This is a genomic window from Paraburkholderia podalyriae, from assembly GCF_014397785.1.
Lineage (GTDB): Bacteria > Pseudomonadota > Gammaproteobacteria > Burkholderiales > Burkholderiaceae > Paraburkholderia > Paraburkholderia podalyriae.
This window is the reverse complement of record NZ_VZQQ01000052.1, coordinates 17,415-43,357: the sequence shown is the minus strand read 5'-3', so window position 1 is coordinate 43,357 and position 25,943 is coordinate 17,415. Positions and strand designations below refer to the sequence as shown.

The following is a 25,943-nucleotide window of genomic DNA, read 5'->3' as shown; positions in this document are numbered from 1 at the left end:
GGATCGTCAACAGGTTTTTATCACTCGCCTGACCTGCCCACGCCGCTGAAACCCCCGCCATCCAAGGCTTCCCGCTTCTCCGTGCCCCGGCGTCCGGAGCACGAAAGAGCGGAATTCTAGTCGCCGCCATCGGGACTTGCAAGCGATATTTTGACGCGCGCGGCGCAACCTACCGCGACCCAACGCACCTCGACTCAAGCAGTCGCATGCGCGCGCATCGCCCGTTCGACCACGGCCAAATAACGGTCGATCTCCGGCGTCGCGCGACCCTTCTCTTTCGCGCGATCGTCCCATCGGCGCAAACGCATCGCGTCTTCCGCGTACGGTTTCTGCATAAACGCCTGCGCCTCTTCCTCGCTGAAGATCCCGCCCTGCAATTGCAGGCTGCGCACCGAGTCGGCGGACAGCTGGCCGAAATAGGTGGCGTCGATCGCGCATAGGCAGCGCTTCGCGTCGACGTGCAGACGAATCGGCTCCAGCACCGCATCCGACAACACCGGCCGCAAAAACGGCAAGGCGAAATACTGATGCAGATCGTCGACACCTCGCTCCGTCGGCGTCTCGCCTTGCAGGTTCAGCAGATGCCCGAGGTCGTGCAAAAACGCCGCGGCGACCAGTTCGTCGCTCGCGCCCTCTGCCTCGGCCAGCGCGCCGCTCTGCAACGCATGCTCGAGCTGCGTCACCGGTTCGCCGCTATACGCGAGGCTGCCGTGTCGCTCGAAAAGCACACGGATATCGTCGAGACTCAATGCCACCTGTTACTCCCAAGGTAACGACAACGACTTCAGATTAGTAAAGCTCTTCATCGCTTCCTGAACGCCTTCCTTAGCCCAGCCCCGAATCCTTGATGCCGCCGAATGGCGTCAGCCCGATCCGGTAGCCCGGGACTTCGCACACATTGACCGTGCCCACGCGCAGCTCATTAATGAAGCGCGTGATCGCGTCCTGCCGGTTCGTACACACGCCCGAAGACAACCCGAACCGCGTCCCGTTCCTAATGCGGATGGCGTCGTCGAGCGTCTCGAATGCCCACTTTGTGCGCGACCTCGTTCATCGGATGATTAAATGGTGTGATCGCGGCGATCACGCCCGCGAGCGGCTCGCGCTGCGAGAACACGCGACGCTTTTTGCCATGCGGCGTCAGATCGGCAGGAGAAGCGCTGAGCGTCGTCGCGCAACGCCTCGATCGACGCAAAGCGGAACACGTCGGCGACGCGGCCGCCCTCGTAACGCGAGTCCTGCTTCGACAGCCCCGACTCGAGCGAGATCAGATCCGACGCCGGTTCGAAGCGCTCGCGCAGCAGCACCGCCGCGCGCTCGAGAATCTGCGAACGCTCGAACACGTCGAGCGTGCGGGCGCGTGTCGCGCGCTCGCCGCCGAGGCGCAGCGCTTCGGCGCGGAACGCCGGATGGTCCCGCAGCGCCGTGTTCATGATGCCGATACGTGATTGAGCGCGACGTCGAAGATATCGAAATTGCGCAGCCGATTGCCTTCGCTGCCGGCGGCCGAAGGCTGAACGCGCCGGTTGAACAGCAGCGGCACTTCCTGCTCGGAAAGTCCGCCATGCGAGCGCAGCGGCACGGTGAGCCCGGACAGGTCGTGCTCGTCGCGCCGCGTGCCGAGCACGACATGCCTGGTGCCGATCACGACGAGATCGCCGATGCGATCCTGGGGCAACCCGAAGCGCGCGCACGCGGCGCGCCGATCGAGCGCGACTTCGATTCCCGGCAGGCGACCGATCCGCGCAATCACGGACACAGCGTCGATCTCGCGCGGCAAATAGACCGTCGCGAACGAACCCAGCGCGCCGTGATGCACGACATACGGGTCGGTGATCGGCAAAATCACGCGCGCCGTCGCCGCGCCGAGCCAGTCATCGAGCAGGTCCTGCAGATAGATCACGTTCGGCTCGCCGGTCTTCGGATCGTGCTTCGCGTTCATGCCGTGGTCGGCGGTGAGGCCAATCACCCAGCCAAGTGCGTCGAGCTTCGCGAGATAGCCGTCCATCATCGCGTAGAACGCGTTCGCGCCTTCGGTGCCGGGCGCCCATTTGTGCTGGATATAGTCGGTCGTCGACAGATACATGAGGTCGAGCTCGCGTGTCTGCGCAAGCCGCACGCCGGCCGCGAACACGAACTCCGACAGCCCCGCGCTATATACGTCCGGCAACGGCAGACCAACCAGAGCGAGCACGTCGTCGATTCCATTTTCCTCGCGCGTCACCTGGTCGGCTTTTTCCGCAGAAAAGCAGATGCCCTTCAACTGCCAGCCGAGCAGCGCGCGCAGTTTGTCCTTCGCGGTGACGACGGCGACCGCGGTGCCTGCGTCGGCGGCGGCCGCGAGCAGCGTGGGCGCGCGCAGGTAGGCCGGATCGTTCATCAGCACCGCCGCGCCCGCGCCGTCGTTCGCGTCGGTGTCCCAGAAGTAGTTGCCGCAGATGCCGTGCACGGACGGCAGCACGCCGGTCACGATCGACAGGTTGTTCGGGTTCGTGAACGACGGGATCACGCAGTCGCCGCGAAACGCCGCGCCGTCCTCGAGCATCGAACCGATGAACGGCGCGACGCCGGCCGCGACCGCCGCTTCGAGATAGGCAAACTCACAGCCGTCGACACAGACGACGACCGTCGGTTGCGAAGGCAGCCGGTAGCTTCGGCCGTTGACTTCGATCGTGCGTTGCTCGAGGTGTGTCATCGCGTGCTTTTCCATTACAGGGTTGTCACTGTCAAGGTTTGATCGCCTGTCGTCCGTTCGCGGGTCGTGTTGCCGAAGCGTTCGCCGCAGCGTCATCGCCCGCGCGAGCGAGCCGCGCCCGCGGCCGCCGGGATGCGTCGCTCGTGCACCGCATCGCCCGCCACCGCACAGGCCGCATGCGCGCGCATCAACTGTGCGGCCTGCTCGGCATCGCGCGACGCAAGCGCGGTCAGAATCGCGCGATGCTCGGCCAGCGAATGCGCCATCGCGTCGCCCTGCACGACCAGCGCCGCTCGCCGAAACAGCTTCAACTCGCTGACGAGCCGGCGATACGTGTCGTACAACTTCGAATTGCCCGCCGCCGCGACGAGCGCATCGTGAAACGCGACGTTCGCGCGCGCATACGCATCGTGATCGTGCGACGCGAGCGCGGCGCGCATCGCGTCGACCCAGTCGCGCAGCACCGCGAGCTTGCCCGCGTCGATGCGCGCGGCCAGCATCCGGCACGCCGCCTCTTCGAGCACCGCGCGGACCGCGTAAATCTCGTCCGCCTCCGCGAGCGACACCGTCCGCACGAACACGCCGCGATTCTTCACGGTGCGCACCAGCCCCGCCTGCTCTAGCGCGCGAAACGCCTCGCGCACCGGCCCGCGCGACACCCGCAGCCGCGCCGCCCAGTCGGCTTCATTGAGCTTCTCGCCCGGCGCCAGCGAGCCGTCGACGATATGCCGCTCGATCTCGTCGCGCACCAGCGTCGTCAGCGAGTGGCGGCGCACGACCTCGATCGGATCGACGGAAGCTGAGTGCATATAGTCAGTCATTTTGACACATTTCGCCACATCGATCGACGCCAACTGGTTGACGTGCGTGCACCAGATCACGAAAATCGCCCGGCGGTCAGTCGGGTCGGACGGGTCAGTCGATCCGGCGGCGGGGAGCGCGCGCCGCGATCAACAGCAGCGCGACCAGCGACACCAGCAGCAGAATCAGCGACAGCGCGGAAGCCGGCAGGTAATAGCCGCGCTCCACCTGCCCGACGACGACGATTGGCACCGTCGCGAAGCCCGGCGGATACACGGTCAGCGTCGCGCCCAGTTCGCCGAGCGAAAGCGCAAAGCCGAGCGCGAGACTCGCGCGGATCGCCGGCACCAGTTGCGGCAACACGACGCGGCGCAGCACCATCGACGGCGGCGCTCCAAGGCTCGCGGCCGCTTCGCGCAGCACGGTCAGCTCGGGACGCAGCGCGGCGGCCGCGCAGCGGTAGCAGAACGGCAGCACCAGCGCGAGCTGCACGAACACGACGATCGCCGCCGAGCTCGATAGATCGAGCGGCCGCTTGTGATACGCGATCAGCACCGCGAGGCCGAGCACCACGCTCGGCACGCCGTTGGGCATCATCGCGATCGTATCGACGACGGCGCCGAGACCGCGGCGGTCCCGTCCTTCGAGCGCGAGCGCGAGCCACAAACCGAGGATCGTGCCGAGCACCGCGACGCCCATGCCGACTTCGAGGCTGGTCGTCAGCGCGTCGAAGTCGCTCGAACCGAGGCGCTCGAACCAGCGCATGCTGAAACCGTCCGGCAGAATCGTGCCGGACCAGTGTGAGGCGACGCTCGACAGCGCAACCACCAGCACCGGCAGCACGAACAGCCAGAAGCACAGCAGCGCGGCGAAGCCGAGAAACAGACTGCCCAACACACGCACCGCGAAGCCGTGCCGCACCGGCCGGCCCTTCTTGTGCATGACCGGCAGCACGGTCGGATCGAGTTCAACGGCCATGACCGGCTCCTTTCACCTTGCGACTATTGACGCGCCGGTACAACGCGTACAGCGACAACGACATCAGCAGCATCACGACCGCGCCGGCGGCGGCGGTCGGCAGATCGAGATCGACGGTGGCGGCGCTATAGATCGCGACCGGCAGCGTGATCAGATGCGCGCTGCCGAGCACCAGCAGAATGCCGAACTCGTTGAGCGTCAGCAGAAAACACAGGATCGTGCCTGCCGCGATACCCGGCCACGCGAGCGGCAGGATCACCTTGAACGCGACCATCAGGCCGTTCGCGCCGAGACTGCGCGCGGCTTCGATCAGCCGCTGGTCGAGCAACGCGAACGATGCCAACGTCGGACGCACGACGAACGGCGTATAGAACACGACTTCCGCGAGAATCACGCCGCCGATGCCGAACAGGAAATCGAGCGGCGGCGCCTGCAGGTTGAACAGCCGCTGCAGCCCGATGCTGACCGAGCCCTGCGAGCCGTACAGAAAGATCAGCGTGAACGCGACCAGAAACGACGGAAACGCGACGAACAATTCGAGAAAGCGCGTGACCATGCGCGCGCCCGGAAACGGCTTGAAGAACAGCAGCGACGCAAGCGCCACGCCGAGCAGGGAAGCGAGGCTCGCGCTCGCAAACAGGATGCCGAGCGTGGTGCCGATCACGCCGCGCGTTTCGGGGTTGCTGAAGAACGTCGCGTACGCGTGGCCCGAGAGGCCATGCGCGTCGGTCAGACTCAGCATCACGAGCCGCACGAGCGGATAAATGACGAGCGGTCCGAGCACCACGACCGCAATGAACAGCAGATGCCATTGCGCGAGGCGCTCACGCCGCTTCACGGCGGCCGCATGCGCCGCGGCGCTCGCGAGACGGCGCGCGGCGGCGTCGGCCTCCGCTTGCACGGCAAGGCCGAGCGGATCAGGCGTGTCAGGGCTTGATAAGGACGACATCGTCAGCCTCGTAACGCAGGGAAACACGCGCGGCCTTCTCCGGCGTCACGCCGTGACCGCGCTGCATCGTGACGAGCACAGGGTCGTTCGGCAGCGCATCGAGCACGACCGATACCGACAAGGCCGCGCCATACCATTCGACCGACGCGATCGCGCCGTGCACCTGCCCTTCTCCGGGCGGCACGATGCGCAGCGCCTCCGGACGCAGACACGCGACACGTTCGCGTTCGTTGTAGCGCGCGTCGTCCATACCGAACGCGACCTGCGGCGGCAGCAGATTGGCCGCGCCGAGGTAACGCGCGACGAAGCCGTCGGCCGGCGTGTCGTACAGCTGCTGCGGCGTGCCGAGTTGCGCGATACGGCCATCACGCATCAGCAGCGTGCGGTCGGACAGCACGAGCGCGTCGTCCTGATCGTGCGTCACGCAGATGATCGTCAGATTCGGCAGGCGCTCATGCAGCGCCTTCAGTTCAGAGCGCACCGACGCGCGCAGATTGGCGTCGAGCGCGGACAGCGGTTCGTCGAGCAACAGCACGTCCGGCTCGATCACGAGCGCGCGGGCGAGCGCCACGCGCTGCTGCATGCCGCCCGACAGTTGCGCTGGCATCACGTGACCGGCGTCGCCGAGTTGTACGAGCTTTAGCGCGTCGGCGACGCGGCGCGCGACGTCGCGTGACGGAATCCGCCGTGCGCGCAAACCGAACGCGACGTTCTCGAATACCGTCAGGTGCGGAAACAGCGCGTAGCTCTGGAACAGCAGACCGAGATTGCGCTTGTGCGGCGGCACGTGCGTCAGATCGCGGCCGGCCACCGTCAGCGTGCCGGCCAGACCGTCGGCCTCGATAAAGCCCGCGATGAAGCGCAGCAAGGTGGTCTTGCCGCAGCCGCTGCGGCCGAGCACGGTGAGCAACTCGCCGCGCTCGATGGTCAACGACAGATCGTCAAGCACCGTGCGCGCGCCGAAGCGGACCGTCAGGTGATCGATCTGCACGCCGCCCGGCGCGTCCGCACGCGCGGCGTCGAGCGCATCCAGCGGAGCGCCAGGCGCAGTTGGGTGAGCGAGACTGGCCGTATTCACCGGGGTCGTCCTCCAACAGAATCAATGCTGAGGCGGCGCCGCGCACTACGCGCGAAGCGCCGCCTGAATCGACTTACTTCGGCTTGACCACTTCGGTCTGTTTGCCCGACGAACCGATCACGTCGCTCTTCCAACGGGCGGTCCAGTCGGCCTTCTTCGCCATCACGTGGTTCCAGTCAACCGGAATCAGCTTGACGCCGCTGATCGCCTGCTTGACCGCTTCGCCGTTCTTGCCCGCGAGCGGCACGTCGCTGCGCCCCGGAATGCCGAAGATGTCCGGCACCTTCGACTGCACTTCGGTCGACATCAGATAGTCGATCAGCTTCTTGCCCTCGGCCTGGTTCGGGCCGTTCTTGATCAGCCCGATCGCGTACGGCAGCTGGAACGTGGTCGGCTGACCGCCGGGGGCGGCGGCGAGGAACACCGGCTTCAGCGACAGTCCGCCGTTGGCCGCGTCGTCGAGATCCATCTGCAGATCGCCGTTGGCGACCGCGATCTCATTACGCGAAAGCAGCACGTCGAGATAGCCCGTGCCCTTGGTGTGGAACTTGGCGCTCTGCTCGAGCTTCTTCAGAAAGTCGAACGCCTGGTCTTCGCCCATCAGCGACGAAGTCAGGATGATCACCGCCATACCGTCGCCGGCGGTCGCCGGATTCGAATACGCGACCTTGCCGCTGAAGTCCGGGTGCAGCAGGTCCGCGAACGTCTTGGGCTCGGTCTTCGTGACTTCCGGGTTGATCGCGAACGAGAAGTAGTTGTTCACGAAGGTCGCCCACGCGCCGTTCGGCGCCTTCGCGATGGCCGGCACGTTCTTGTAGTTGGCGCTCTGGTACGCCTGCAGCAGACCGCTCTGGTCGGCCTGCTGGATGAACGGCGGCAGCGTGACGAGCACGTCGGCCTTCGGCTGATCCTTCTCGATGGTCGCGCGGTTCACGACTTCGCCGCTACCCGCCGTGACGATATTGACCTTCACGCCTTCCTTCTTTTCGAAGGCGGGCAGCACATCCTTGTACAGATTTTCGAGGCCGTCGGCCGTGTACAGCACGACGGCGTCGGCCGCATGAGCCTGCATCGCGGCACCACCGAACGCCGCCGCGGCGACGAGCGCCGGCAGCAGTTTGCGCGCGAGACCGGCCGCGGCGTGAATGGAATTCGTCGTTTTCATGTCGCTCTCTCTCCGAAAGGCTAAAAACCAGACGGTCGGGGATAACCCATACCTGTAGTGATTGAACGGCGGCACGCGCCGCTTGCGTGTTGCCCGCTGCGGTTGCCGCGCCGGTCTGTCGTGGATTGCAGATTGCCGACAACTTTGCCGCTACTCGCCCAGCCTGACTGACAGCCGCCTACGACCCCGCGCCGCCTGCCGCGCCTGAACGGGCACGGCAAGAATCACAAGTTTCGATGACAAGGCCGTGACCATTTTGCCGAATTCCAAAAAAAGACACAATTTGCCAATTCAGGCCAACCGATAGACCTCGCCGCGCCACGCAAAAGCGAAGCGCCGCGCGCCGATACGGTGTGGATCGTACATGGCGAAAATGACGATGTATGCACGATGCGTCGGAGAAATTGCGGAGGGTGCGCCGGCGGCGGCGGCGGGCGGTGCGGTGCTCGCGGACGCGGGACTCGCGTGTCGCGCTGGCCATGCTCGGGGGCCTGCGCAGTGCGGAACCTGAAGCGAAACCCGCAGCTTTTTTTACTTAGATTTTGGCGGGTGCGCAATGGCGCTCAGAACGAGTGGCATAAGAACGCGGCCGAGACCGCCCCACCTGGCCATCTCATGCGATCAGAATCTCGGGGCCATGCGCGGTGATCGTCTTGCCGAGCGTGCGCTCGGGCGCGAGCTCCGTGACCAGATAACGCGCCGACTCGATGCCGTTGATGCGCACCGGCGTCACACGTCCGAACTTCGAATGATCGGCGACGATCAACACCATGTCGGCCGCGGCGATCATGCGGCTGCGCACTTCGGCCGCCATGCGGCTGTAGTCGGTCAGATAGCCGTCGGGTGAAATCCCGCCCGCGCCGATGAACGCAAAATCGGCGTGGTATTGCGTCAGCTGCTGCACGGTGTCGAGGCCGAAGGTGGCGTCCTCGATATCGGACAGCTCGCCGCCGAGCAGCGTCACGCGATTGTCGTTGCGCCGGCCGAGCAGCAGCGCGATGCGCCAGTCGTTCGTGTAGACCGTCAGCCGATGCCGGTCGAGCAGCGCCCGCGCTACCGCCTGCGTGGTGCTGCCCGAATCGATGATCAGCGACGCCCCGTCCGGCACGAACTCGGCCGCGCGCTCGCCGATCGCGCGCTTCGCGCCGGCATTTTCGGTTTCGCGGGTATCGAGATCGGGCTCGCGCCGATCGCTCGACAAGGCGCCGCCGTGCGTCGTCACGAGCAGGCCGCGGCCGGCCAGCGCATTGAGATCGCGGCGGATCGTTTCGCGCGATACGTTCAGTTCGCGCACCAGTTCGGCGACCGACAGCGCGCCGTTCTTTGCGACTTGCGCGAGGATGTATTGATGACGTTGTTCTGCGAGCATCTGTGAAGACCGGAAACCGGCACGCTTGAGTTTCGCCGTGGTTGAGGAAGGCCGCCGTATTGTATTACGCGTATTACACGTTGTTGGTGCTGGTGAGCAGGCGGCGCTAAGGGCGCGCTGTTGGCACGCTCACGTCGCCTCGCACCGCCGTTGCGCGCGAACCCGCCAGCCATGGCGCCGACCTGCTAACCTTGACGGCTCGACTCGTCGACCATGCGGTGAGCGCAACGTCGCCGCCCAGCCGAGTCCCGCGCACAACGCCTCGACCGTCAACCGAACCACCGATGCCGCCACTGTTTCGCCGTCTACTGCTGCTGTTCCACGCGCTGCGTTACGGCGCGCGCCTGATCTGGCTCGCCGCCCCACCCGACCACAAACTGCACTGGATGATCGAGCTGATCGGCCGCGTGCATGCGTCGGAGCGTAGCGGCGAGCAGTTGCATGGTCTGCTGCCGGCGCTCGGTCCGCTCGCGAGCCGCTTTGCGCAGACGCTCGCCGGGCGCCCGGAGCTCGCGACCGGCACGCTGCATGACGCGCTGGATGCAATCGATCACATGGAAGTGCCGCTGTCGCCGGATGACTCCGCGCTGGCTTTGGCGCGCGCTTTCGGCCGGCCGCTCGCCGAGTTGTTCAGCGCGGTCGACCTCGAGCCGGTACGCAGCGGCTTTGCCGAGCAAACCCATTTCGCCCGACTCGCGGTGCCGATCAAAGGTCACCACGAAGTCGCGGTCAAGCTCGTGCGCGCGCGGCAGTTGCAACAGATCGGCGATGAACTCGCGCTGTTGCGCTGGGTCGCGCGCTGGCTCGAAAAGCTGTCGCGCGTCGCACGCCGGCTGCAGTTGCGCGCGCTCGCGCAAAGCTTCACCGACGACATCCTGCGCCGCTTCGACCTGCGCGCGGAAGCCGCAAACCTGAGCCAGACCGGCCACCATTTCGACGGCGACAAGCGCATCGTCGTACCGGACGTGATCTGGGAACTATGCACCGACCACACGCTGACGATGCAGCGCATCAACACGCTGCCCGCGAGCGACCTGCCCGGCCTGCACGCGCACGGCATCAAGCTGGCACCGCTCGCCGCGGATATCGTCGAGGTGGTCACCGAGCAGGCATTCGAGCATGGCTTCTTCCATGCGACGCTCGATGCGCGCCGCGTGCGCGTCAGCATCGAGCCGGACACGTTTGGGCGCCTCGTGCTCGCGGAGTTCTCGATCATGGCGACGCTGTCGAGCGACGAGCGCGAGTTCTTCGTGCACGGCGCGACCGCCCTCTTCGACCAGGACTACGGGCGGCTCGCCGACATGCATCGCGAGGCCGGCCACGTGCCGCCCGACACGCGTGCCGAGACCCTTGAAGCCGAGTTGCGCACGCGCGCCGAAGCGCACTTCGCCGCGGCGCCCGAGGATCGCTCGGCGGGTTCGCTGTTTCATCATCTGCTGCACGGCGTGCAGCCGTTCGACGGCCACGTGCCGGGCCGGCTCGCGACCGCGCAGCGCTCGTTCCAGCAGGCAGAGATGCTCGCGCGGGCGCTGCATCCGGGCGTCGATACCTGGAACATCGCGCGCGGCGTGCTCGCCGATATCGCGCGACGCGATCTCGGTCATCGCGGCTGGCTCAAGCGGCTGTCGCAGGAGGTGCCGCATCTCGCGCATATGCTGCCGCGCGTACCACAACTGGCGGTGCGCTATCTGCAGCGGCACGAGCGCACCGGCACGCCGCAGCAGAATGCGCAGCTGCTCGCGGATCTCGCGCGTGAATACCGGCGCACGCGCTGGCTATTGTGGGCGTGCGTCGTCTGTGGCGGCGTGCTCGGAGCGGGAATGACGCTGCTGGCATGGTGACGGCCCCGAGCGTGCGTTGCAGCTTCGAACAAGACGCGAGCCGCCTGTGCCGCCAACATGGCGGCTTTTTTACGCCGTCCGCTTCAATGTCCGCTTCAATGCCCGCCTCAATGCCCGCTTCGATGCTCGCTACCTTTCTTGCCGCCGTCTTCGTCGTGCTGTGGTCGACCGGTTTCGTGGTCGCCCGCGCGATCACGCCTTACGCCGATCCCAATCGGTTTCTGCTTGCCCGCTTCGGCGGCACCGCGCTGGTCTTCGCGCTGGCCGCGCTCGTCGCGCGCGCAGCCTGGCCGACGGGACGCGACTTCGGCAAGCACCTGGCCGCGGGCGCGCTGCTGCAAGGCGTCTATCTCGGCGCCGGCTACTGGGCCGTCGCTCAAGGTCTGAGCGCCGGCGTGATGGCTCTGCTCGGCGCGCTGCAGCCGCTCGCGACGGCCGCCGTCGCCGCGCCGCTATTCGGCGAGCGCTTGTCGCGGCGCGGCTGGAGCGGCATGGCACTCGGCCTCGCCGGCGTGGTACTGGTGCTCGCGCCGAAGCTCGCTGCCGCGACGCCACCTACGCACGGCAACGCACCCGCGTGGCTGGTCGTGCTGATATCGATCGTCGCGGTGGGGGCGATCACCGCGGGCACGCTGTTCCAGAAGACCTCGCTCGCGAACGCCGACATTCGCAGCGCGAGCGCCGTGCAGAATGTCGGCGCGGCGGTCGTCGCGGGGGTGCTGGCGCTGGCGCTCGGCGAGCATCGCTGGATCGCGTCGCCGACGCTATGGGCATCGCTCGCGTGGGGTGTCGTGATGCTGTCCGGCATCAGCGTCACGTTGCTCGTCTGGATGGTCCGGCGCGGCGATGCGGCGCGCGCGACCGCGCTGATGTTTCTCGCGCCGCCGCTCGCCGCGCTCGCAGGTTATCTGGGGTTCGGCGAAACGCTGCTGCCGGTGCAGATCGCCGGGTTTGCGGTCGCTCTGGCTGGCGTGCTGCTGGCGAGATCGTAACGGCCACCTGACGGCGACGATGCGACACAGCGCCCGTCAGTCCGCCGTATCCGCGCGCGCGGGCATTTTCGCGCGCGCAACCGCGCCGGGCGCCGGCGACCACGCCGGCCGACTCTTGCGCTGCGAATCGACGACGACGATATAGCGCCCCGCCCACGGCATGTTCTGCCGATCGCTTTTCAGCACCCACAGCGATTGGCCGGAATCGACCAGCTGCGCATACCCCGCGTCGAGAATCCCGTAGTGATCGAGAAACGTATTCAGCGACGCGGGTATCCGTATGCAGCCCTTCGAATGGCGAATGCCGAGCAGCGGTTCGAGCCGATCGGGGTCGGTCGCGTGCATCTGGAAGCGCATCTGCGACATGCCGCCCTTGCCCCAGCCGCGTTCGCCCTGCGCCCAGCCGAGGTCGAAGATGCGCATGTCGCGCCGGCCGTAGCCGCGAATGTGGTTTTCGTTCTGCGTGCCCTCGGAGCGGAAATCCATGTTGTCCGGCGTATGCTCGAACACGCCGAGCGGCGTGACGAAGTGATCGTACTCGCCGGGCCGTCCGGTGGATACTGGCGATGCGCCGATCATCTGCCAGCTATCGGCCGGCGCCGGGCGGAAGTAAATCAGCAGCGCCTGCGCGTTCGGATTGCGATCGACGAGCACCACGTACTCGCCCGACAGATTGCCGAGCTCGTTCTCACTGAGCGCCGTCTCCAGACGGCCGGCGTACGCGCGCTGCTCCGCGGCGGGCAGTCTGAGCCGGCGCGTCACGTCCTGCGCGAATATGTCACGTAGCAGGAACGCGCGGCGCGGATCGACAACGCCGGCCGCGTCGGGCGCGGCGATGGTGGCGGCGTCGATCGTGGTCAACTGCCGGCTCGCGCTATTCGATGCTTTGGCCGGATTGGTCAGATTCACCGCATGCGCCGCGGATGCCGGCAGGGCTGGTGACTGTGCGGTGTCGAGCGCCGCGGCATGAACTTGCGTCGCTATTGCGCCGGCACTCGATACAACGCCTGCGCAAACCCACGCGCAAATCCTCAGGCGGTTCAATCCCCGCTGGCCACGCCGATCTGGGTATGTCATCGCGTCTTGGAGCAAACATGATTATTATTGATTGCACGCCGTGTCCCTACGGCGCTCGGAACGAACGATATTACTCAGCGAACTGAGGCGTGTCGATGAAAATACCGTCGAGTCCTCTCTCTTCGAAATGATTGGCTATTTTCCGACAATCGACGTATCAGACAAAAGACAATTAATGCGCGATTAAAACCGCCATCGGAAAATCAAGCCAATAAAGCGGAACACGATTCATTCCACGAAAGATCCACCGAAAGCCGCGGCGCATCCCGATACTCAAACCGTTTTTCAAGGCCGCTTTTAATCCGCTTCAAACGATTTTTCTCACGAGGAAAACAAGATGATGGCTCAATTCGATCCAGCCGACCGCCAGGCCAGCATCGCGGCCGAAATGCACATCGCCGCCGAATTCGACGCGAACCGCGAAATCGAGCGCCGGGTTGATTTTCTGGCGCACTATCTGCGCAGCAGCCACCTTAAAACTTATGTGCTCGGCATTAGCGGCGGCGTCGATTCGACAACAGCCGGACGTCTCGCGCAACTCGCGGTCGCGCGTTTGCGCGCGAACCATTACGACGCGCGTTTCGTCGCAGTCCGCCTGCCTTACGGCAAACAACGCGATGAAGCCGATGCGCAACAGGCACTGCGTTTCATTCGCGCCGACGAAAATGTGACTATCGATATCAAGCGAGCCGCCGATGCGATGCTCGAGTCGCTCGATAAAAGCGGCGTATCGTTCGCGGACGAATCCCAGCGGGATTTCGTGCACGGCAATATCGCCGGATGGGCGATGAAAAGGCCGCCGACGGCTCTCCGATACGAACAAACGCGGTGGGCATGCGCGCGTCGTCGCCCATGTGCCCCGCCGTCGAAAAGAATCGAGCTTACCGCTTGGCCGGCGGTTCGCCGCTGAACAGGTCGGCGCTCGCTTCGAGCGGCTGGCCGCCCAGATGCTTGCCGTGAATCTGCCGCGCGATCACGTCGCCGACATACGGAACGCTCGCGTCGAGTTCGACCGTCGCGTAGGCGCTGGGCTTGCCGGCGTCCACCACCTCGACGTGTTTCGCGTAATGGCCGAGTTCGCGCTTCAGAAATTCCCGCACGTCCTGCTCGCTGCACGATTCGGCGATATTGCGCACGGTCAGGTTCATGCGGCCTACCCTCGCCGCGCCTGACGGTCCGTCCGGCCGTCATGGCTTGAAATGCGCACCGGTCGCAGCGCGGCACGCTGCTTCGCCTGAGCCGCGGCGAGTGCGCGAAGCGCGACGACGCCGGTCGCGCCGGCCAACCCCATAGCGAGCCATGACAAGTAGAAGGCCATCGTTCAAATCTCCTGTGCGAATTTTGTCCTGTTGTCAGGATAGCCCGCTTCGACATCGGACACACTAGACGCAGTGTCCTCGTCGATGCACTGTACCTGAATCAGTCGCGCCAACCCTAAATAAGCATCAGCTGCTTCAGCAGCCGGCATGCCTGGCCGGCCCCGGCCTGGCACGAAGTTGTATCGTCGAAGGCATCGTACGGGGGACGTGGGCGAAGGCGGACTGATTGCGCCGATCAGTCCGCCGCTTGCACGTTCGCCGCGCTCACCCACCAGGCATTCTTGCCCTGCGGCAGACGGACCAGCACGGCGGAAGGATCGTCGACGCCGTCGTCGGCGATCTGGCACACCGGCAGGCCGTCGGGCAGACGCTTCACTTCGCCGGCGGCCTCGAATAGCGCGATGCGCCGCGCATTCAGCGGGCGCAGTTGCCGATACACGTCGAAGCTGAGCGCCGCGGGCACGTCGCCGCGAATTTCGAGCGCATCGGCGCGCGCGCAATGCGCGGGCGCGGCGGCAACTGCGGCGGCGCTGCCGCTCAGGCAGCCGATCGTCAGCGCAACGGCGGCGAGACGGGAATGGGTCATCGTGTTTCTCCGAAAAAAGTGAGGGGGCAGCGAACCGTCGTTTCGCGAGGAATGCGCGGGCGCGCCGATGCGCGACGCGCTCAACGCGGGCTCTCACGCTGACGCACGTCGCCGCGCCGGCTGTCTTCGCTGTCGACGCCATCGTCGTCGCCGGTCGCGACGTCGAGCCGGCTCACGTCGCAGGACGCCTGGCCAAAACCCGCATGTACCGCCGACCAGTTGCCGACGATCGCCGCTTGCGCCTGCGCGAGACTCAGCTTGCCTTCGCAGACACAGCGCTTGAGCATCGCCGCCGCGCGCGCCTTGCGACGCTCACCCTGCGGGCCGGCCCACGGCAACAGATCGAGATTGGCCGGCGCATCGGGCGATCCGCCGAGCACGATCGGCACGCGCCGGTCGAGCGCGAGCCCGGCGCCGTCATCCATCTCGATGCCGCGCGCGGCAAGCATGCGATCCTTGTGCGCCACCAGTTCGTCGAATGGCGGCGCGACGGTTTCCGCATAACCTCGGCGGCAAATCGTTTGGCCGATCGACTGCTGGGTCACGCGTTCGTCGAGCACGGCGCTCTGTTGCGCGACGGCGTCCCCGATGAACAGCGCGAGCAGCGCGCCGACGCTGACGAGCAGCGTACGATGCGTCGCGCGCACGCGCGGGCAAAAGACGCGCTTGCGCGCGAGCCGCGACGCGTTGGCCACGTCATTGCTGCGGGTAGTGTCGCGGGAAAGACCGCGCCGATGTGTGTCTGCGATGCCTGCGTTCATTCGTCTGCGCGCCGGCGGCGGCACGCGGTAATCCAATTCGCCAGGCAATTAAAACACATTCAATCTGGATAGTACAAAAGCCGCATATGGCTGCGCGCGTGCCCGACCGATTCGGCGGGGCCCGCGCGCAGCTTGCCGCCGCTACTTCGCAACCCGCGCCTGCAAAGCGCGGATCCGCCCGAGCGCTTGCGCGTTCGACACTGTCGCTTCGTACATCTTTGCGAGGTCGGCTTTCAGCGCGGTGCGCGAACCGCCGTCGAGATAGACCATATGCCCCGACGGATAGAATCGCGCCGACAGGTTCTGCCGCACCTGCTGACTGAGCAGCGGCATTTGCTGCAGATCGAGCACGGTCTGATAGAACGGCGTGACGAAATCGAAGAAGCCGTTCGCCGATAGCACCTTGAGGTCGGGATTGAGCGCCATCACGGCCGCAAGATCGCCGGCGGTGTACAGAATGATGTCGCCTTTCGAGTCGACGCCCTTTTGCGCGCCGGTCGGATCGATATGGCTGAAATCCCAGTACTTGAACGCCTGATCGTTGAGGTCGGTGAACGACGAGTTCGACGTGTACTTCAACTGCTCGTTCAGATACACGTTCCACATCGTCGTGTAGACGCCGGTAACAGCCGTCATCGTCGGATCGTTGCCGCCGGAGTTCGGGTCGATCTTGCCGGCGATGCCGGTGTCGATTGCGGTCACGCGGCCGTCGTAGGCGCCGAGCGCGAGGCCTTGCGACTTCAGCAACGTGGTCAGGAACAGCGAATTGCCGCGGCTGTCGTAGCCCGCGATGTCGAGGCTCCACGCGAGCAGCGTCGTTTTGTCGATGCCGGTGTATTCGCTGAGTTTTTCGACGGTCGCCGAATCTGTGGTCGGAAACTTGCGCAGCGCGGCCAGGTAGTCGGTGCGCGCGAATTGCGCGACCTCCTCGGCGAACGCGCCGAGATCGGTCGGGCGCGGCGCGGCGCCGAGCTTCTTGTGATACCACGCGTCCGCGGCCGCCGTGGGCAGCGCGCCGACCGGATTGCCCGATTGCGTGTAATCGAGAATCGACGATTGCAGCGTGATGCCGTTCAGATCGACCCCATCCTCGTGCAACCGGTACGCGAGCACGCAGCTACGAGCGGTGCCGTAGGACTCGCCGAACAGATACTTCGGCGAATTCCAGCGGTTGTTCTTCGTCAGAAAACGCTTGATGAACTGCTTGATCGAATCCGCGTCCTGATCGACGCCCCAGAAGTCGCGATTCTTCTTCGGCGCGATCGCCGCCGAATACCCGGTGCCGACCGGGTTGATAAACACGAGGTCGCTTTTGTCGAGCAGACTGTCCGGATTGTCTTCAAGTGAATACGGCGCGGGCGGTGTGAAGCCCGGCATCGACGTTTTGATGCGGCTCGGCGCGAACGAGCCTAGCAGCACGAATACTGACGAGGACCCCGGGCCGCCGTTATAGAAGAACGTGACCGGCCGCGTCTCCTCCGTCTGATTGTCCTGCGTGAACGCGACGTAGAACATCCTCGCCGACGGCTGCGAGCTGCTCGGATCGACGATCACCAGATGGCCCGCAGTCGCCGTGTAGTGGATCTGGTGTCCGCCGATCGTCACCGAATGATGCGTGATCGCGGCCGTCTCGACCGTTTCGGTGACTGAATCGTCCGGGCCGTTGCCATAGGCAACCGGATCGAATAGCGGCTGGTCGCCGGCCTTGTGCGGCGCGCTTGTGGCGGTGAGCGCGCCTGACGAGGCCACGGTATGTGTGTTGTGCGGCGAATGCTGACTACCGGAAGCTGATTCTGTATTCATGATCGCTCCAAGGGTTCGTTTTACGTGCCGTGCGTCTTCGTTCTTACGTCTTGTCGTTGTGTTATGGGCTGTGTTGCAGACTATAGTGCGCCCGCCACCTTCGCGCCATTGGGACTGCCAAGTCCGGTGCAGGCGTCCCAGCCCTTCGACGCCGCGAAGCTGCCGTTGTTGCCCTGCGTAATGTCGTTGCACACGCCCGGCGCCTTGTACAGCTTCGCGTTGACGAAGCCGGCCGGCTGTCCCTTCGCCGCGTTGATGCGCGCGATCAGCGCCGCCCACAGCGGCGCGACCGCGCTGGTGCCGCCCACCACCGTTTGCGTGCCGTCGATCAGCACGTCGTAGCCGGTCAATGGCGACGCATCGCCCGCGACATCCGGCACGCCGCGTCCGCTGAGCGGCTGGCTGCCGCTCCCCGTCGCCGTGGCCGACAACCCCCCCTGCCACGCCGGTACCGGAAACGCCGTGCTGACGCCGCCGCCACTCGCACCGCCCTGCGCGCCGTCGTTCCACACGACCTCGCGCGTGATCGCCGAACCCGACGCGCTCAGGTGCGTGCCGCCGCAGGCGAGCACGTACGGGCTCGACGCCGGGAAGTCGACCGCGTCGCCGCCGCCCGAGCCGTCGCTCGACCCGCTGTCGCCCGAGGCCGCGCAGACCGTCACGCCGAGCGCCGCCGCGGATTGCAGCACGCTATTGAGCGCCTGCATCGACTGGCTGGTCCAGACCGATTCCGGCGCGCCCCAACTGATCGAGATCACCGACGGCTTGTTGGTCGTGTCGTGCACCGCGCGGCTCACCGCGTCGATGAAGCCGGCGTCGCTGTTCTGCGTGAAGTACACGGCGATGGCCGCGCGCGGCACGATCGCACCGACGATCTCGATGTCGAGCGTGACCTCGCCGTCCGGCCCGTTCGGGTCGCCGCTCGGCTGGTTGCCGGCCTGATCGACGCCCACCGGGGTCACGGTCGGCTCGCTCACGCCGAGGCTCGAGAAATAGGTTTTTAGGTCCGACGTGTTGTAGCCGCCGCCAAGCTCGATGATGCCGACGCACTGGCCGCCGCCGTCACCTTGCGGAAACTGGTAAAGCGACGCGAGCTGCGGCGGCGTGTACGACACCTGCAGGGCGCGCGCCGGCACGAACGGCGGCCGGATGCGAAAGTGCGGCCGCGCCTGCGGCCGGTTGTCGAGCCCGAGCACCGCTTCGACGACGCCATGCAGATCGTCCGGCACGCTGATCGCGCCGGCGCGGCCACGGAACTGGCCGGCCACGTGGTGCTGGTAGAGCTCGAGCTTGACCTCGAACGCGCTCTGGAACTGCGCGATGGTGCCGCTTAGCAGAACCGAGCGCGCCGCCGAATCTTCGCGCGCGACGGTGAGCCCATGCGCGGCCGCGAAGGCGCGGACCTTCCCGATGTCCTCGGGCGCCGCGCCGTAGTCCTGGGCGAGCGCCTCGCGCGACAGCGGCTTAACGCTCGCGTCGCCGGCCGCGATGCGTTTCATCAATGCGTCGAACTGCGCCTGCTGCTGGCGGCGCAGTATCACGAAGACCTCGATCCGCTCGGCGGGATCGCATTGCCCGATGACCTTCGTGCCCTGCTCGACCTTCCGCTCGCTGCCCGGCAATGCATGCTTGGTGACCATGGTGTCAATTCTCCTGTTTGCGTGGCGGCGCACACGATCTCACACGACCGCGTGGCCCGGCGACGGGCAAGCACGCCACGCGCCTGCATGGGCGCATCGTTTCGCGATACGCCAGCAGGGGTTGATCAAGAACTTCTTCCAAGCGTCCGACCAAGGCATTCGAACACAGTTCCGGCGCGCGCGGCAGTCGTCCGAATGGCTAACGCGCGGCTGTGGATGCGGCACGCTATGATGCTGAAGCGGCATTCCCGCCGTTTCATTGCCGCGCGCGCCGTCTGCGCGCACGATCGAGAAATCAGAGGAACCCATGTCAATTTCGATGTATCAAGCATCACTGCCTGTGCTGATTCGCGGCCTCACGAATCTGCAGGCGATCCTGGGCAAAGCCGAGGCGCACGCCGCCGCGAAGCAGATAGAGCCGGCGGTGTTCACGAATGCCCGGCTCGCGCCGGACATGCTGCCGCTCGTACGCCAGGTATATATCGCGAGCGATACCGCGAAGGGTTGCGCGGCGCGCCTTGCCGGCGTGGAGCCGCCGAAGTTCGAGGACGTCGAGCAGACTTTCGACGAACTGCGGGCCCGTATCCAGAAGACGATCGATTACCTGAAGGAATTCAACGCGGCGCAGATAGACGGCTCGGAAAGCCGCACGGTCACGCTGAAAATGCGGCCGGGCCCGATCGAGTTCACTGGATCGTCATATCTGTTCGGTTTCGTGCTGCCGAACTTCTTTTTCCACGTGACGACCGCGTACGACATCCTGCGTCATAACGGTGTCGAGCTCGGCAAGCTCGACTATCTGGGCGGATTGCCGCAGTAAAGGAAGCGGGCGGGTCGTCGATCGCGCGGCGCCGCGCTCACGCGTGCAGGCGCGGCTGGAATGCGATCACCGCCATGCCGGCCAGCGTCAGCGCGGCGCCAGCCGCGTCCCACAGCGTGGGTCGCACCTCGTCCACGACCCACAGCCACGCAATCGCGACCGCTACGTACACGCCGCCGTAGGCCGCATACACGCGGCCCGCGGCGGTGCCATGCAGCGTCAGCAGCCAGGCGAACAGCGCAAGGCTTGCCGCACCTGGCAGCAACAGCCATGCGGAGCCGTCCTCCTTTAGCCAGCGCCATGGCAGGTAGCAGCCGAGAATCTCGGCAACAGCGGTCACGACATACAGCAGGAAGGTTTTCATCGACGGACGTGAGAAGGTGGGTTTTCATCGACGGACGTGAGAAGGTGGTTGTGTCGCAGCGGGTGGGCGCGCCCGCCTGTTCTGCAGCGCACCGGTCTCGCGGCCCGCTGCGCTATCGGCTTTATTAACACAATCACCTGGCACTGAAAAAGTAAGCGGTCGGCGACGCCCGTCGCCCGCTGACCGCAACGCCGAGCCTCAATCCAGCGAAAGCCGCAGCGCAAAGCCGATCAACGCAGCCGAAAACGTCCACCGCTGCACCGTCTGCGCCAAAGGATGGGCGCGCAGCCAGTTGGCGATGCGCGCTGCCCCGATCGCATACAACGCGTCGAAGCATACGCCGATCGCGAGCAGCACGACGCCGAGTTCGATCATCTGCCACACCACAGGCCCCGCTTCCGGCCGCACGAATTGCGGCAACAGCACCGAGCAGAACAATAGCGCCTTCGGGTTCAGCAGATTGGTCAGCAGACCTTTGACGAACGCGCTCCGCAACGGCCGCGACGCGTCGGCCGCTTGCGTGTCGCGTGAACCGGCGGGCAACGCGAACCCGGGCGAGAGGAAGATCTGAATGCCGACCCACGCGAGATAGATCGCGCCGGCATAGCGCACCGCGTCGTACAGCCACGGCGCGTTGCGCAGCAGCGCCGCCATGCCGCAGGCCGACAGCGTCACGTGGGTCGCGCGCGACACGCCGAGCCCCGCGGCCGCCGCGAAGCCGCTGCGCACGCCGCGCGCGATGCTGGTTTGCAGGATCAGCGCCATGTCCGGCCCAGGCACCGCATAAACGACGATCAATGCCGCCACATAGACGGCCAGCAGGTGAGCGGAAATCATCGGAGCCTCCTTGTTCTTCGAGGCTCCATGTTGCTATCGGATGTGGAGGGTTTGCTGGCGATTTTCTGTTCCGCACATCTCCGCAATGGTGGAATGCGCTAATATTTCGTCATCCTATGGCGTCTTCCACCCGCCCTCAACAACCACCTCCGGACCATGCCCGCCGACGACCTCGACAAAACCGATCGCGCGATTCTCGCCGCGCTGCAAAACGACGGCCGCATGTCGAATGCGCGTCTCGCCGAGATGGTCGGCCTCAGCGAGACACCGTGCGCGCGGCGTCTGAAGCGCCTGGAGAAGGATGGTTATATCGACCGCTACCGCGCGGTGCTGTCGCGCGCCGCGCTGGGTCTGGGCGTGGTCGCATTCGTGCATGTGCGCTTCGCGGTGCACGACCGCGTGGTGGCGACGCGCTTCGAGCGCGAGGTGCAGGCGATCCCGCGTATCCTGTCGTGCCACAACGTATCGGGCAGCGCCGACTACATCCTGCAGATCGTCGCGCGCGACCTCGACGACTACGGCACGTTCATGCGCGACGAACTGCGCGGCCTGCCGGGCGTGACGTCGGTCGAATCGGCCTTATCGTTGCGCGAAGTGAAAGCGTATGGCGGTCTGCCGCTCTCCTGAGCGCGAACGTGGCATAGTCACCCGTTAGTCCCTTTTTGAGGCGGCGCGAGCCGTTCCGACGCAATCCGACGACCCCGGAGTTCTCATGGATCACGACAAGGCGCGAGCCGAAGAAACGGCCGCAATGGATCGCGTGTTGACCGCGACCACGCGCGTGCAGACGGCGTTCGCGTCGTTGCAATCGCAATTCCCGCCGGCCGGCAGCGGCAAACCCTCGCAATTTGCGCTGCAGACATTCGACGCCGCGCTGCAGGAACTCGAAGACGCGCAGGCCGCGTTCGACGAACTGCTCGGCGATCTGCTCGACGGCAATCGTTGAGCGCTAGCGGGCGTTAGGCCGGCGTGTAGCCGGCTTCCCGCACGCTTCGCGCCGCCGCAGGCGCATCAACGCGCGTCCGTCTCCACCACCGGCTCGCAGAGAATCGGAAAGTTGATCGAATTCGCGACGTAGCACTTCTGATGCGCGACGTGATGCAGATGCGCGGCCCGTTCGACGTCACCGCCCGCGCGGATCGTCACGCGCGGGCGCAGCACGATCTGCGAGAAGCGACCTTCCTGCGCGGTGTCGAGCATCGTGCCTTCCGCGTCGTCGCGATAGTCGAGCACGACGATGCCCGCGTCAGAGCACAGATGCAGATACCACAGCTTATGACACGCGCTCGCCGACGCGACCAGCAGCTCCTCGGGATTCCAGCGCGTCGCGTCGCCGAGAAACGCCGGGTCCGACGAGCCCGGAATGTCGGGCTTGCCGCCAGAAGCAATCACGTGATCGCGGCCGTAGTCGCGGTAGCCGGACGTGCCGCTGCCACGGTTGCCGGTCCATTGCACCGATACGTGGTATTTGTGTTCGCCGTGCGCCATTCGCTTCCCCCGGTGGTCGGATCGGACCTGCATTCTATATGCGCTGCGCTAGCGCGGCGGCGCCGCGCGGCCGCTCACGTTCGGCGCGCGCGGGTCCGGATTCATGTACAGCGCCGTGCCGTTCGCGCGCATGTTGTTGGGTGCGGCACCCGAGCCGGTCGCGCCACCGGAGCCGAGGCCATACGAGCCGCCCGCCGACATGCCGGGCCCCGGCACGGCACTCGGGCTGACGCCAGTACCGATGCCCATCGCGCCGCCGACAGCCGCATTGCCGGTGCCCGCGCTAGTGCCGGCATTGGTGCCCGCACGGGTTCCGTTTTGACTACCGCCAGAATTGCCCAGTTGCTGGGCCTCTACCGCCCGCACGGCTCCAACCGCCAACAGAGCCGCAAGCAACACCAACCGCACGATCCCACCTGTTGCTGTCTTCATAGCTACCTCCGAGTGCATCGATCCGCCGAGCCACGACATCCATTCTGAGCCGATCGCCCGAGCGATGCAGCGGCGCCGCTCCCGCCCGCGCCCACGGCAATTCTGTGCGCGTTATGATCGGTCGTTACGCTCGAACGGCCGACCGCGCACGATGGAGCACGCCTACATCCACCTTTTGCATCTGCTCGCCGGCCACTCGACGTGGATGCTCGCGGTCGTGTTCCTCGCCGCTTTTCTCGAAGCGATCGCGGTGATCGGCACCTTCATTCCCGGCAGCACCGCGATGTTCCTCGCCGGCGCGCTGACGGGCACCGGCACACTGAGTCTTGCGTGGGTCTTCGCGTGGGCGATCGTCGGCGCGGTCGCCGGCGACGGCATCAGCTTCTGGCTCGGCGATCGCTACAAGGAACGCATCGTCATTCTGTGGCCGTTGCGCACGCATCCCGGCGTGCTCGACGCGGGTCAACGCTTCTTTCTGAAGCATGGCGCGAAGAGCGTCGCGCTCGCCCGCTTCATCGGCCCGTTGCGGGCGATCGTGCCGGTCGTCGCGGGCATGATGGGCATGCGGCCGCTGCGCTTCTTCGCGATCAACGTGCTGTCCGCGTTGCTGTGGGCGCCCGCGCACATCCTGCCCGGCGTCGTATTCGGCGCGTCGGTGCTGCTCGCGGGCGCGGTGTCGTTCCGGCTCGTCGTGATCATCGCGATGCTGGTGTGCATCGTTTGGCTCAGCTTTCGCGGCGCAGGGTTTCTGATGTCGCACGCGAACGCGTGGTCGAGCGCGGCGGGCCGTCGTCTCGGCAGTTGGGCATGCCGCCATCCGGGTCCGCTCGGGCGGGTCGCGCGGCGCATGCTCGACCCCGACACGCCCGATGCGACCCACCTCCTCGTGACGTCGCTAATCGTGCTGATGGCCGGCGCGCTTTTTTTCGGGGTCCTCGAGGATGTCGTCAGCGGCGATCCGCTGACCACCGTCGACCTGTCCGTCTATCATTTCCTGCAATCGGTGCGCACGCCGTGGGGCGACTCGGTGCTCGCGGCGCTCGGGACGCTCGGCAGCGGCATCACGCTGATCGCGCTGATCGTCACGGTTGCCCTATGGATGGTATGGGAGCGGCGCTGGCGCACGATCACCTACTGGCTCGCGGCGGTCGCGTTTTCGCAGCTGCTGATTCTCGGGCTGCAACTCGCGATGCGCCGCGCTCCGCCCAATGAGCTGGTGACGAGCCACTTCGTGTTTCCGAGCAATCACGTCGCCGCGACGGTGATCGTCTATGGCTTTCTCGCGTTCCTGCTCGCGCGCCGGGTCGGCAAGCTCGAAGGCGTGCTGGTTGCGGGGGCGAGCATCATCGTCGTGATCGTGGTCGCGCTGGCGGGGGTCTACTTCGGCCGCTACTGGGTGTCCGACGCGATCGGCGGGGCGGCGCTCGCGTATGTGTGGGTCGCGCTGATCGCGCTGACGGCGATCTGGCGGCATCCGCAGCCGCCGCCGCAGCGCCGTTTGATGCCGCTCGTGGTGCTCGCGGTCGTGGCGCTCAGCGTTGGCCTGCAGCTCGGCGTCGCGATGCCGACGCCGCCGGACAGCGCGCCGCAACCGCCGCCCGTGCAGCTCACGCAGGCTCAGTGGCAGCACTCCGAGTGGAAGCGTCTGCCGTGCTTTCGCTCCGATATGGGCGGTGATCGCAAGGAGCCGCTGACGCTGCAATGGGTATCGGAGCCTGCTTCGATACGCGAGCAGTTGCGCGCGCAGGGCTGGGTCGAGGGCACCGACGTGTCTGCGCACAGCCTGCTGTCACTCGCCTCGCCCGACGTCGCGGCCGTGTCGCTGCCGGTGCTGCCGAAGCTGAACAACGGCGTGCCATCGTCGCTGGTCTTCATGCGGCCCGGCGAATCGCGCGAGGAGCGCTACGTGCTTCGCTTGTGGCCGAGCGGCTACACGGTCGACGACGGCACGTCCGCGGCGCCGCTGTGGGTCGGCGCGCTTGCTCACGAGCGGCTGACGCGGCCGTCCTGGCCGCTGAACATTCTGCACATCGAGCGCGACGCGAGCCCGTCCGAAGCGCGCACCAGGTCGGGCGCCGGGCTCGGCGCGACGGTCCTCGCGGAGGTCGATTGTCGAGGCGTGCCGGTGTCGCTGCTCGTCTCGCCGACGGAGTGAGCGGCATGTCCAGGCATCCGGGGAAGCCCAAGGCACCCCCAACTCAACGATTCGATAAAGGAGACAACCGTGGGCCGCTTTGCGACCGAACGACTCGATGACGCGTCTATGGGCAATTGGCGTCACGCGCGAAGCGCCTGTTGCGCCATATGCCGCGGGTGAGCGAACTCGAAAATGCGTCCGCGCCGGAGCGATACCGGCAATTCGCCTATTGAAGAAAGCATTCAGCCGTCCCATTCGCCGCGCAACGAATTGCCGAAAAAGCGACTCGCCGATTGACGCGCAATTGCCATAACGAAAATGACTGATCCGGCGACGGGAAATACCAGCTCGCGATTGACACGCGATTTGACATTAAACCTTCGTTGCGCAAATGCAACGACACGTCCGCATTACCCGCATTTCCGCCCGCTATTTGCTCCGATAGCGCTGCTGATTCTTTTTTCCACTCACGCAATAGGTAATGGCACTGGCAGAATGGGCAAAAATCCGGATTGCGGGAACCGGCATGCGTCGGCGTTTCCGAAAGAAACACGCCGGCCCTGATTCTGTACCCAATTGCGCGCTTCAACCCTATCGTCTGATTGCGACCCGAACTCGTAGACCAATAGGAGCTCCCTGTGCGGAATCGATTGATGTCTCGCGTGAAGAAGGACCGCCAGTTCGCCGTGCGCAGCCACCGCTCGCGAGTTCCCGGATTATCCTCAAGTCCATTTTCCAGCTCGTTTTCCAGCTCGTTTTCCAGCTCATTCTCCAGGCTACTGCCCCGCTTATCGCTTTGCATCGGCGCGCT

Annotated in this window: 26 protein-coding genes and 2 pseudogenes; 7 read left to right on the top strand and 21 right to left on the bottom strand. The window is 65.8% G+C overall.

What is annotated here, in order from left to right; genetic code table 11:
• Positions 1 to 194: 194 nt before the first annotated feature.
• The 9 genes and pseudogenes from F6X42_RS33545 to F6X42_RS33505 all read right to left on the bottom strand — a co-directional run bounded on the left by F6X42_RS33545 (position 195) and on the right by F6X42_RS33505 (position 9,035).
• Positions 195 to 755 carry a phosphonate degradation HD-domain oxygenase gene (locus F6X42_RS33545; protein WP_187638291.1) on the bottom strand — a complete coding sequence of 187 codons (561 nt, stop codon included), beginning with the start codon at positions 753 to 755 and terminating at the stop codon, positions 195 to 197.
• A 3-nt stretch (positions 756 to 758) separates the two neighbouring features.
• Positions 759 to 1,433, bottom strand: a pseudogene (locus F6X42_RS33540) (aldehyde dehydrogenase family protein).
• Entirely contained in the window at positions 1,430 to 2,695 is a 1,266-nt protein-coding gene (gene phnA / locus F6X42_RS33535; protein ID WP_246530339.1) for a phosphonoacetate hydrolase, read from the bottom strand. The pseudogene F6X42_RS33540 and the gene phnA overlap by 4 nt, the downstream one beginning before the upstream one ends.
• Before the next feature lie 92 nt (positions 2,696 to 2,787).
• Entirely contained in the window at positions 2,788 to 3,516 is a 729-nt protein-coding gene (locus tag F6X42_RS33530; RefSeq protein WP_187638289.1) for a phosphonate utilization associated transcriptional regulator, read from the bottom strand.
• 94 nt (positions 3,517 to 3,610) lie between these two features.
• Positions 3,611 to 4,474 (bottom strand): 2-aminoethylphosphonate ABC transport system, membrane component PhnV, encoded by an 864-nt coding sequence (phnV, locus tag F6X42_RS33525; RefSeq protein WP_187638288.1) that lies wholly within the window; start codon positions 4,472 to 4,474, stop codon positions 3,611 to 3,613.
• Positions 4,464 to 5,423, bottom strand: a complete 960-nt coding sequence (locus tag F6X42_RS33520; protein WP_187638287.1) for a 2-aminoethylphosphonate ABC transporter permease subunit — start codon at positions 5,421 to 5,423, stop codon at positions 4,464 to 4,466. The genes phnV and F6X42_RS33520 overlap by 11 nt, the downstream gene beginning before the upstream one ends.
• Positions 5,401 to 6,501 carry a 2-aminoethylphosphonate ABC transport system ATP-binding subunit PhnT gene (gene phnT, locus F6X42_RS33515; RefSeq protein WP_187638286.1) on the bottom strand — a complete coding sequence of 367 codons (1,101 nt, stop codon included), beginning with the start codon at positions 6,499 to 6,501 and terminating at the stop codon, positions 5,401 to 5,403. The genes F6X42_RS33520 and phnT overlap by 23 nt, the downstream gene beginning before the upstream one ends.
• Before the next feature lie 73 nt (positions 6,502 to 6,574).
• Positions 6,575 to 7,666 (bottom strand): 2-aminoethylphosphonate ABC transporter substrate-binding protein, encoded by a 1,092-nt coding sequence (phnS, locus tag F6X42_RS33510; RefSeq protein WP_187638285.1) that lies wholly within the window; start codon positions 7,664 to 7,666, stop codon positions 6,575 to 6,577.
• 613 nt (positions 7,667 to 8,279) lie between these two features.
• On the bottom strand, positions 8,280 to 9,035 hold the full coding sequence (locus tag F6X42_RS33505; protein ID WP_187638284.1) for a DeoR/GlpR family DNA-binding transcription regulator: 756 nt from the start codon (positions 9,033 to 9,035) through the stop codon (positions 8,280 to 8,282).
• Positions 9,036 to 9,319: 284 nt separating this feature from the next.
• Between F6X42_RS33505 and F6X42_RS33500 the strand changes: the two genes are divergently transcribed.
• Positions 9,320 to 10,876: an ABC1 kinase family protein gene (locus tag F6X42_RS33500; protein WP_187638283.1), complete on the top strand. Its 1,557-nt coding sequence runs from the start codon at positions 9,320 to 9,322 to the stop codon at positions 10,874 to 10,876.
• A 122-nt stretch (positions 10,877 to 10,998) separates the two neighbouring features.
• Positions 10,999 to 11,868: a DMT family transporter gene (locus F6X42_RS33495; RefSeq protein ID WP_187638282.1), complete on the top strand. Its 870-nt coding sequence runs from the start codon at positions 10,999 to 11,001 to the stop codon at positions 11,866 to 11,868.
• A 36-nt stretch (positions 11,869 to 11,904) separates the two neighbouring features.
• Here the strand turns inward: F6X42_RS33495 and F6X42_RS33490 are convergent, their stop codons facing one another.
• Positions 11,905 to 12,852 (bottom strand): L,D-transpeptidase, encoded by a 948-nt coding sequence (locus tag F6X42_RS33490; RefSeq protein WP_187638293.1) that lies wholly within the window; start codon positions 12,850 to 12,852, stop codon positions 11,905 to 11,907.
• Between the two features lie 433 nt (positions 12,853 to 13,285).
• Between F6X42_RS33490 and F6X42_RS33485 the strand changes: the two are divergent.
• Positions 13,286 to 13,720 (top strand): annotated as a pseudogene (locus F6X42_RS33485) (adenine nucleotide alpha hydrolase family protein); the annotation flags it as partial.
• 106 nt (positions 13,721 to 13,826) lie between these two features.
• On the opposite strand, the gene F6X42_RS33480 reads toward F6X42_RS33485, so the two are convergent.
• From F6X42_RS33480 to F6X42_RS33455, 6 genes are all read right to left on the bottom strand, one after another.
• Entirely contained in the window at positions 13,827 to 14,093 is a 267-nt protein-coding gene (locus tag F6X42_RS33480; RefSeq protein ID WP_187638281.1) for an RNA recognition motif domain-containing protein, read from the bottom strand.
• A 5-nt stretch (positions 14,094 to 14,098) separates the two neighbouring features.
• A complete protein-coding gene (locus tag F6X42_RS33475) occupies positions 14,099 to 14,263 on the bottom strand; it encodes a hypothetical protein (protein WP_187638280.1) in 165 nt (54 codons plus the stop codon).
• A gap of 236 nt (positions 14,264 to 14,499) precedes the next feature.
• Positions 14,500 to 14,850, bottom strand: coding sequence for a hypothetical protein (locus tag F6X42_RS33470; RefSeq protein WP_187638279.1), 351 nt, complete (start codon positions 14,848 to 14,850; stop codon positions 14,500 to 14,502).
• Between the two features lie 80 nt (positions 14,851 to 14,930).
• On the bottom strand, positions 14,931 to 15,611 hold the full coding sequence (locus F6X42_RS33465) for a hypothetical protein (RefSeq protein WP_187638278.1): 681 nt from the start codon (positions 15,609 to 15,611) through the stop codon (positions 14,931 to 14,933).
• A gap of 141 nt (positions 15,612 to 15,752) precedes the next feature.
• Entirely contained in the window at positions 15,753 to 17,417 is a 1,665-nt protein-coding gene (locus F6X42_RS33460; protein WP_187638292.1) for a S10 family peptidase, read from the bottom strand.
• Positions 17,418 to 17,494: 77 nt separating this feature from the next.
• On the bottom strand, positions 17,495 to 19,054 hold the full coding sequence (locus tag F6X42_RS33455; RefSeq protein WP_187638277.1) for a S53 family peptidase: 1,560 nt from the start codon (positions 19,052 to 19,054) through the stop codon (positions 17,495 to 17,497).
• Positions 19,055 to 19,361: 307 nt separating this feature from the next.
• Here F6X42_RS33455 and F6X42_RS33450 point away from each other — a divergent pair, with 307 nt between their 5' ends.
• The gene (locus F6X42_RS33450; protein ID WP_187638276.1) at positions 19,362 to 19,874 is read left to right on the top strand and encodes a DUF1993 domain-containing protein; all 513 of its coding nucleotides are present in this window, start codon (positions 19,362 to 19,364) and stop codon (positions 19,872 to 19,874) included.
• A gap of 37 nt (positions 19,875 to 19,911) precedes the next feature.
• On the opposite strand, the gene F6X42_RS33445 is transcribed toward F6X42_RS33450, so the two are convergent.
• Both F6X42_RS33445 and F6X42_RS33440 read right to left on the bottom strand, forming a co-directional pair.
• Complete coding sequence (locus F6X42_RS33445) at positions 19,912 to 20,238, bottom strand: YnfA family protein (RefSeq protein WP_187638275.1); 327 nt, start codon at positions 20,236 to 20,238, stop codon at positions 19,912 to 19,914.
• A 198-nt stretch (positions 20,239 to 20,436) separates the two neighbouring features.
• Positions 20,437 to 21,075, bottom strand: a complete 639-nt coding sequence (locus F6X42_RS33440) for a LysE family translocator (RefSeq protein ID WP_187638274.1) — start codon at positions 21,073 to 21,075, stop codon at positions 20,437 to 20,439.
• Between the two features lie 156 nt (positions 21,076 to 21,231).
• Here F6X42_RS33440 and F6X42_RS33435 point away from each other — a divergent pair, with 156 nt between their 5' ends.
• Together F6X42_RS33435 and F6X42_RS33430 are read left to right on the top strand one after the other, a co-directional pair.
• Positions 21,232 to 21,702: an Lrp/AsnC family transcriptional regulator gene (locus F6X42_RS33435; RefSeq protein ID WP_187638273.1), complete on the top strand. Its 471-nt coding sequence runs from the start codon at positions 21,232 to 21,234 to the stop codon at positions 21,700 to 21,702.
• 85 nt (positions 21,703 to 21,787) lie between these two features.
• A complete protein-coding gene (locus F6X42_RS33430) occupies positions 21,788 to 22,021 on the top strand; it encodes a hypothetical protein (protein ID WP_187638272.1) in 234 nt (77 codons plus the stop codon).
• Between the two features lie 65 nt (positions 22,022 to 22,086).
• Here the strand turns inward: F6X42_RS33430 and F6X42_RS33425 are convergent, their stop codons facing one another.
• Together F6X42_RS33425 and F6X42_RS33420 are read right to left on the bottom strand one after the other, a co-directional pair.
• A complete protein-coding gene (locus F6X42_RS33425) occupies positions 22,087 to 22,563 on the bottom strand; it encodes an OsmC family protein (RefSeq protein ID WP_187638271.1) in 477 nt (158 codons plus the stop codon).
• A gap of 48 nt (positions 22,564 to 22,611) precedes the next feature.
• Positions 22,612 to 22,995: a hypothetical protein gene (locus F6X42_RS33420; protein WP_187638270.1), complete on the bottom strand. Its 384-nt coding sequence runs from the start codon at positions 22,993 to 22,995 to the stop codon at positions 22,612 to 22,614.
• A 151-nt stretch (positions 22,996 to 23,146) separates the two neighbouring features.
• Between F6X42_RS33420 and F6X42_RS33415 the strand changes: the two genes are divergently transcribed.
• On the top strand, positions 23,147 to 25,150 hold the full coding sequence (locus F6X42_RS33415) for a bifunctional DedA family/phosphatase PAP2 family protein (protein ID WP_187638269.1): 2,004 nt from the start codon (positions 23,147 to 23,149) through the stop codon (positions 25,148 to 25,150).
• Between the two features lie 208 nt (positions 25,151 to 25,358).
• Here the strand turns inward: F6X42_RS33415 and F6X42_RS44490 are convergent, their stop codons facing one another.
• On the bottom strand, positions 25,359 to 25,934 hold the full coding sequence (locus tag F6X42_RS44490) for a hypothetical protein (RefSeq protein WP_246530337.1): 576 nt from the start codon (positions 25,932 to 25,934) through the stop codon (positions 25,359 to 25,361).
• Positions 25,935 to 25,943: the final 9 nt, after the last annotated feature.